This is a genomic window from Mesorhizobium sp. M1A.F.Ca.ET.072.01.1.1, from assembly GCF_004023325.1.
Taxonomy (GTDB): domain Bacteria; phylum Pseudomonadota; class Alphaproteobacteria; order Rhizobiales; family Rhizobiaceae; genus Mesorhizobium.
Genome location: NZ_RZSF01000355.1, coordinates 1 through 6,397, shown reverse-complemented (window position 1 = coordinate 6,397; position 6,397 = coordinate 1). Strand labels below are relative to the sequence as shown.

Below are 6,397 nucleotides of genomic sequence, written 5' to 3'. Positions count from 1 at the left end.
TCTGAAGGGCAGCGACCGGCCCGAAGACGACATAGCGGTTTTTCTGCGGGCTTGCATCGTATTCTGGCTGATCGGCGCGACCGATGGCCACGCCAAGAATTTCAGCATTTTTCTAAGTCCAGGCGGCCGTTTTCGCATGACGCCGCTCTACGACGTGCTGACCGCGCAGCCCAGCCTCGATGCCGGGCAAATCCCTCGCAAGAAATTCAAGCTGGCGATGTCCGTCGGCAAGAGCCGGCACTATTCGATGCAGGAGATTATGCCCCGCCATTTCCTGCAGACCGCCCAGGTTGCAGGCGTGGGGACATCCCTGATGCGCAAAATCGTCGAAGATATTGCCGGAAATGCTGAGAGGCGGGCCGAGGTCGTGATTTCCAAATTGCCGCGTCACTTTCCCGCGCAACTCGTCGAGTCGGTCAGGTCGGCAATAGCCAAGCGCGCGATGCTTCTGTCTGAGACCCACTGATCAAGCTCTATGGACGCTCAGACAAGAAATTCAGGCTACCCGATCGGCATTCCACATCGACATCATCAGCGCAAGCCATGCACCGGGCATGGGCAAAGACTGCGCAGAGTCTCGAAGCAGTGGCCATACCAGCGACTGGCACCTCCAACTTTCGCGTATTTCAAATACGCGAAAGTTAGACTCAACAGCGCCAAGATCCCGCGGTGCGGCCACACCGGTATCGTGCGCCGCGGCTAAGACTGCCTCTTCTCGACGTCCACTGGCTCGATGTCTTCCGAAATCTCCTGCCGCAGTTTCGGTCCCTTGGCCAGGCGCCTGCCCAACGCCGCAACGAAAGCCTCGTACCGTTCGGCAGCCTTGGCGCGCGCGGCCAGCGCGGCCTGTTCGGGCAAGGAAGGAGTGGTCGCCAACCAGAAGCGGACGAATACTGCCAGGGTCTCGACCGCGATGCCGATATCGCGCTCCTGACGGGTGAGCCGCCTGTCGACCTGGTCGAGGCGTTTGGCGATCGCCGCCTCGCGACGCTCTTCCGCGTCCGGCGACAGGAATGAAGCGATCGCGGCCTCTGCGATCATCGACTGGGATTGTTCGCGCCGTGCCGCATAGTCCGAGAGCATCTTCAGAATGGTCTGATCGAGATAAACGGAGATCTGCGCCTTCTTCTTTCGACTGATCATGACGCCTACAATTCCATGCCATCGTCGGGGTCGAGCGAAACCTGCCGCGCCACGCCTTGCACGAGGCGAGCCAGGCGACGATTGCGGACAGCATCATCGTCTCCATCATCGTCGGCCCGATCGAGCTCGAACTCATTTTCGATCGCAGCTGTTTTCTCAACCGGCGGCAATCGGTTGAGTTCGGGTTGTTGGCGCCGCTCGGATTCGGTCGGATCATCGCCCGACCGCAGCATCCCGGGACCGTCCGCCATCCCAGGCTGCACCAGGATCGGCAAGCAGCTCCAGTCGTCAGGACGGGTCTTTTCGGATCGGGTCAGCTCGGGCGGCGACAGAATGCGTTCCCTGAAACGAACATCCTCATAGTAGCGCGCCTTCTTCGCCCGGACCGGTGGCACGCCGGCCACCATGACGATCTCGTCGGCAGGAGGAAGCTGCATGATCTCGCCGGGGGTCAGCAACTGACGGGCGGTCTCCTGTCGCGACACCATCAGGTGTCCGAGCCATGGCGAGAGCCGATGGCCGGCATAATTCTTCATCGCCCGCATTTCGGTCGCCGTACCGAGCGCGTCGGAGACACGTTTGGCGGTCCTTTCATCATTGGTGGCGAAGCTCACGCGCACATGACAATTGTCGAGGATCGAGTTGTTCGGCCCGTAGGCTTTCTCGATTTGGTTCAGCGACTGCGCGATGAGAAAACTCTTCAGCCCGTAACCCGCCATGAAGGCTAGCGCGCTCTCGAAGAAGTCGAGGCGGCCAAGGGCTGGAAACTCATCCAGCATAAGCAACAACCGGCGGCGGCTCGTCCCTGTCTTCAGGTCTTCCGTCAATCGACGTCCGATCTGGTTGAGGATGAGGCGAACAAGCGGCTTGGTCCGATTGATGTCTGAAGGTGGCACGACGAGATAGAGCGTCGCCGGCTGCCTCTCGCCGACGATGTCGCTGATGCGCCAATCGCAGCGCCTGGTCACCTCGGCGACAACAGGATCGCGGTAGAGGCCTAGGAACGACATCGCGGTGGACAGTACGCCCGACCGCTCGTTCTCGGATTTGTTGAGAAGCTCGCGCGCGGCACTCGCGATCACGGGATGCGGGCCGGCATTTCCCAGATGCGCAGTCTTCATCATAGCGGCAAGCGTGGCCTCGATCGGGCGCTTCGGATCCGAAAGGAAAGCGGCGACGCCGGCGAGCGTCTTGTCGTTCTCGGCATAGAGGACATGAAGGATCGCACCGACCAGCAGCGCGTGGCTGGTCTTTTCCCAGTGGTTGCGTTTTTCCAGGCTTCCTTCCGGATCGACCAGAATGTCGGCGATGTTCTGGACATCGCGAACCTCCCATTCGCCGCGACGGACCTCCAGGAGGGGATTGTAGGCGGACGATTGCGAATTGGTCGGATCGAAGAGCAGCACACGCCCATGCTGGGCACGGAATCCGGCGGTGAGTTGCCAGTTTTCGCCCTTGATGTCGTGGACGATCGCAGAGTCCGGCCAGGTCAGCAGCGAAGGCACCACCAGCCCGACGCCCTTGCCCGATCGGGTTGGGGCAAAGCAAAGCACATGCTCGGGCCCGTCGTGGCGGAGGTAGTGGCGATCGTAGCGTCCAAGCACCACACCGTCCGCGCCAAGCAGCCCCGCAGCTTCCACCTCCCTCCTCTCGGCCCACCGCGCCGAACCGTAGGTTACGATATTTTTGGCCTCGCGAGCGCGCCACACCGACATGCCGATCGCGACCACGATCGAGAGAAAGCCGCCGGAAACGGCGATCAATCCGCCTTCCACGAAGAGATTCGGGGCATAGGCGTCGTAGAAGTACCACCACCAGAACAGCGCTGGCGGATAATAGACCGGCAAGCCGGCGAGCTCGAACCACGGCGGGCCGAGCCCGGCCTGGAAGCCGAGCCTCCAGGCGGTCCACTGCGTCGCCATCCAGGTCGTCGACAGGACGATCAAGAAGACGGTGAGGATCTGACCCCAGAGGATTTTCGTGGCGGACATGGCGAGCTCATTTCTTCCTGTTGTTCTTCCTCCCGTCAGAGACCGAGCCCGCGCTTGCGGCCAAAGCTCCAATCGATGCCGCCGTCACCGCGGGCGACACCGGAGACGTGCCGGCCGAGATGTTTTTCAAGGGAGGGGCTCCAGGGCACGAGTTGGAAGCCGAGGCCTTCGTCGATCATGGCGAAGCGTCCGGAGGCGAGCGACAAGCGCTGGCGATAGCAGCCTGCAACAAAATCGCCCGAGCCGGCTCGATTGAAGGGCTGTCCGGTCTCGGCTGCGAGCCTCTCGCCAACGAGTTCGAGTTCCCTGCGGCGCAGCGTCTCGATCAGGTCTCGGTTGAAAACAATGCGTCCGCCTTGACGCTTCGCGAGGCCCTCCCCGACCAGGTGATCGGCCCGCTGTTCCATGGCCCGATCCACTTCGGCGCCGAAGCCACCCGAGCCCAAGAGGCCGGGCTCGCGAGCGATGGCTTGGCGATCGAGCCAGGTTGCTCCCATTGCGGTGACCTGCTCATGCACGCCAAGATCAGAGCGGACCGCGAGCGCAACTCGCTGTCGGCCTCGCGCATCATCGAATTTGCGTAGCTCCACGATCGATCCGGGGTCGCTGTCTCCCGCTGCGTCCAGATCGGCCAGTCTGATGTGGTGCGTGCGTCCGTCGACGCCGTCGACCACGGCATAGGCAGTCCCGCTCAGCTCGTCGTCGAGACCGCGGTCGAGCAGCCTGCCCACGACGGGAGCGTCGATGTTTTCGGCTGCCAGAACGTAACTGGCCGAGCCGCGCTCGATGTCCTGCTCGGCGAGCGCACGGTGCATCCGCTTGATGATATCGCCGCGCTCACCGAGTTCGCGCAGGGTCGCCTCGGCCTTGTCATCGATCACCCATTGGCCTGGCGCAACCTGGCTGGCAAGGCCAAGGGCCTGTAGCTTGCGCAGGCGGCCGACCTTCTGCACGTGATATTCGTCAGGTTGGCCATGAGCACCCGGAGCAAGATCGATGACGCCCGTGTCGGGGACGTCGCGTAGCAGCTGCCGGTCAAGTTGTGTCCAGCGGTCGGCGCCGACTTGGCGCTCCAGATTATGGCGGATGTCGAGATCGGAACGGGGGCCGAGTTCCTGCGTCACGAGATCGGCGGCACGCGCGCGCATCCCTTGCTTGATGTAGTCTCGCGAGATCACGAGGTCCTGCCCGTCATCCGCGCGGCCGCGCAGGATGATATGGATGTGGGGATTGTCGGTGTTCCAGTGGTCAGCCGCGATCCAATCGAGCGTCGTGCCCAGATCCTTCTCCATTTGTCTCATCAGCTCGCGGGTGAAGGATCTGAGATCAGTCATGTCGATGGCGTCCTCGGGCGAGACGATGAAGCGGAAATGATGACGGTCGTCACCGCAGCGCTCAGCGAAATCCTTGACATCCGCATCGTCGGTTCCGGAGCTGAACATGCGTGCATGTTCTCCGTCACGGGTGACGCCCTCGCGCCGCAGGTAACTGAGGTGGACAGCCAGCGGCACGGCGCGCGTGGAATGGCGGACGACGCGGGTCTTAATTACCGTGACGCGGGAACGGCCTGTCAGCAGACGGTTGGCCTGGACGTTGGCGACCCGACCCCGGCCGAAGCGCGATCCGTTGCCAGGGCTGATTCGACCGGAACGAGAGATGCTGCCGCCCGCCTTCCTCGCCGCCGCCAACGCCTGTGCAATAAACGGTCGCGCAGCTTGAGCGCGGTTGGAGCGAATCCGGCCGGGTCGAATGCGGAACTCGCGCTCACCAGCCATGTCGCTGCCCCGCAATGTGGAAAAGTCGGTGCGGATACAAAGCCTTGAATGTGCGACGCACATTGCGACCAACGGCGGCAATGTGCGCATCGCGCCTCGGAACCCGAAAAAACCTAGCGACCGGCCAACGCGCAATGTGCGCGCTTTTATCTAGCCATCTCCCGGTTGGTCTGGGTGCCTCCCGCCTGCATGCACGCCATGGTGCGCTGGAACCCGCGATTGCGCGAAAAGGATGGCGCGTGGTCATGGCTTCATCCCTTCGCCCGTCCGCGCCACGAAGAGGCCCGCCCACGGCGGCGCGATCCCGGATCCATCGCGCACGATTGTTTCAGAGACAGGGTTGTTCAGCGGCCGGCCGGCGGCCGCGAAGCCGACCGGTGGCGCGCGATCCGGCCGGCGCACAAAGAGCGCGGCATGCTTCCAGGGTATTGCCGTGGCGGAGGCGAAGGCGAAAGGGCGAGCGGTCGCCAGACCTCGCGCGAGCGGAGCAAGCGCTGCGACATAGGCTCGAGTCTCGGCCGGCAGCGGACGCCCGGCGAGATAGGCTTCGTAGCGTGCGGGCCCCGCATTGTAAGCGGCCAAAAACCCCGGCGAGCCGAAGCGATCATGCAGCTCGCGCAAATATGCCGCGCCAGCCAGAATGTTGTCGCGAGGGTCGAAGGGGTCGGCACCGAGGGACCAGCGGGCGCGCAGATCGTCCCATGTGCCAGGCATGATCTGCATCAGGCCGCGGGCGCCTGCGCTGGACACGGCGCGCGCGTCGCCCGCGCTCTCCTGGCGCATGACGGCGCGGATCAGCGCGGTCGGAACGCCGAAGCGATGCGAGGCTTCGCTGATGTGCGCGGCAAACGGGTCGCGTTGGGACGGTCGTGCGAAGGCCGGGTCCTGCGCCACCGCCGTTGTCGGCAAGGCCGTTGCGACGGACAGCCCACAAAGCAGGGAGCAAGCCATACGCCGGGCAGCCTGAAGCGGCCCGGGCGCATTGTGACGGCTCGTCGATTGACGGCGAGCGCGCATCGTTCACTCCTTCTCGCCGCGCTCGCGCGGGCGCGACCAGTGCAGCGACCACAATGTTTTGTCGTCGCCGTTGCGAAAGAGGCTCGCGCGTATCGGCTGCGCCAGGGTGGGGTCGTCGAGTTGGATCGAGACAAAGTCGCCGGCCTTCTCGCTGGAGCGTTTCCAGCCGGCGCCGATCTCGGGACCGTCCTCATTGCCGGCATGGACACGGTAGTCAGGCGCATTTTCAGTGTCGCTTGCCTCTGCTGCCACGATGGCGATGTCGAGGTTGAGGCTGAGCGTATGGATGCGCCCGCAATAGCCATTCTTCTGATGGGTGAACTCTCCGATCTGCTGCATGTCAGGCTCCTGTTCTTGTGACGGTGCGGTGATGAGGTCGGCGACAGAGACGTCGCCGGTCGCGCGCTCACCGCATTGGCGCGCGCCGTTCAAAGCGGCCGTCGCCATTCCCGTAGGTCCACAGCGGGAATG

6 protein-coding genes are annotated in these 6,397 nt (G+C 63.5%); 1 reads left to right on the top strand and 5 read right to left on the bottom strand.

Translation table 11 applies throughout. The features are described 5' to 3' along the window. Window positions 1–466, top strand: a 466-nt coding sequence (locus tag EOA32_RS31400) for a HipA domain-containing protein (RefSeq protein WP_145971410.1), incomplete at its 5' end; no start/stop codon positions are given. A 233-nt stretch (window positions 467–699) separates the two neighbouring features. On the opposite strand, the gene EOA32_RS31395 is transcribed toward EOA32_RS31400, so the two are convergent. From EOA32_RS31395 to EOA32_RS31375, 5 genes are all read right to left on the bottom strand, one after another. Further along, on the bottom strand, window positions 700–1,143 hold the full coding sequence (locus EOA32_RS31395; RefSeq protein ID WP_128373790.1) for a CopG family transcriptional regulator: 444 nt from the start codon (window positions 1,141–1,143) through the stop codon (window positions 700–702). Window positions 1,144–1,148: 5 nt separating this feature from the next. Then, window positions 1,149–3,134: a conjugal transfer protein TraG gene (locus tag EOA32_RS31390; RefSeq protein ID WP_128373789.1), complete on the bottom strand. Its 1,986-nt coding sequence runs from the start codon at window positions 3,132–3,134 to the stop codon at window positions 1,149–1,151. A 35-nt stretch (window positions 3,135–3,169) separates the two neighbouring features. Continuing rightward, window positions 3,170–4,909, bottom strand: a complete 1,740-nt coding sequence (locus EOA32_RS31385; protein WP_128373788.1) for a VirD2 family relaxase/mobilization nuclease — start codon at window positions 4,907–4,909, stop codon at window positions 3,170–3,172. A 243-nt stretch (window positions 4,910–5,152) separates the two neighbouring features. Further along, window positions 5,153–5,926 carry a lytic transglycosylase domain-containing protein gene (locus EOA32_RS31380; protein ID WP_128373787.1) on the bottom strand — a complete coding sequence of 258 codons (774 nt, stop codon included), beginning with the start codon at window positions 5,924–5,926 and terminating at the stop codon, window positions 5,153–5,155. A gap of 3 nt (window positions 5,927–5,929) precedes the next feature. After that, entirely contained in the window at window positions 5,930–6,265 is a 336-nt protein-coding gene (locus tag EOA32_RS31375) for a DUF736 domain-containing protein (RefSeq protein ID WP_128373791.1), read from the bottom strand. Between the last annotated feature and the right edge of the window lie 132 nt (window positions 6,266–6,397).

Bases quoted from the DNA above. Each gene is read 5' to 3' on its own strand.
- EOA32_RS31395 (WP_128373790.1), bottom strand. From the start codon at position 1,143: ATGATCAGTCGAAAGAAGAAGGCGCAGATCTCCGTTTATCTCGATCAG.
- EOA32_RS31390 (WP_128373789.1), bottom strand. From the start codon at position 3,134: ATGTCCGCCACGAAAATCCTCTGGGGTCAGATCCTCACCGTCTTCTTG.
- EOA32_RS31385 (WP_128373788.1), bottom strand. From the start codon at position 4,909: ATGGCTGGTGAGCGCGAGTTCCGCATTCGACCCGGCCGGATTCGCTCC.
- EOA32_RS31380 (WP_128373787.1), bottom strand. From the start codon at position 5,926: ATGCGCGCTCGCCGTCAATCGACGAGCCGTCACAATGCGCCCGGGCCG.
- EOA32_RS31375 (WP_128373791.1), bottom strand. From the start codon at position 6,265: ATGCAGCAGATCGGAGAGTTCACCCATCAGAAGAATGGCTATTGCGGG.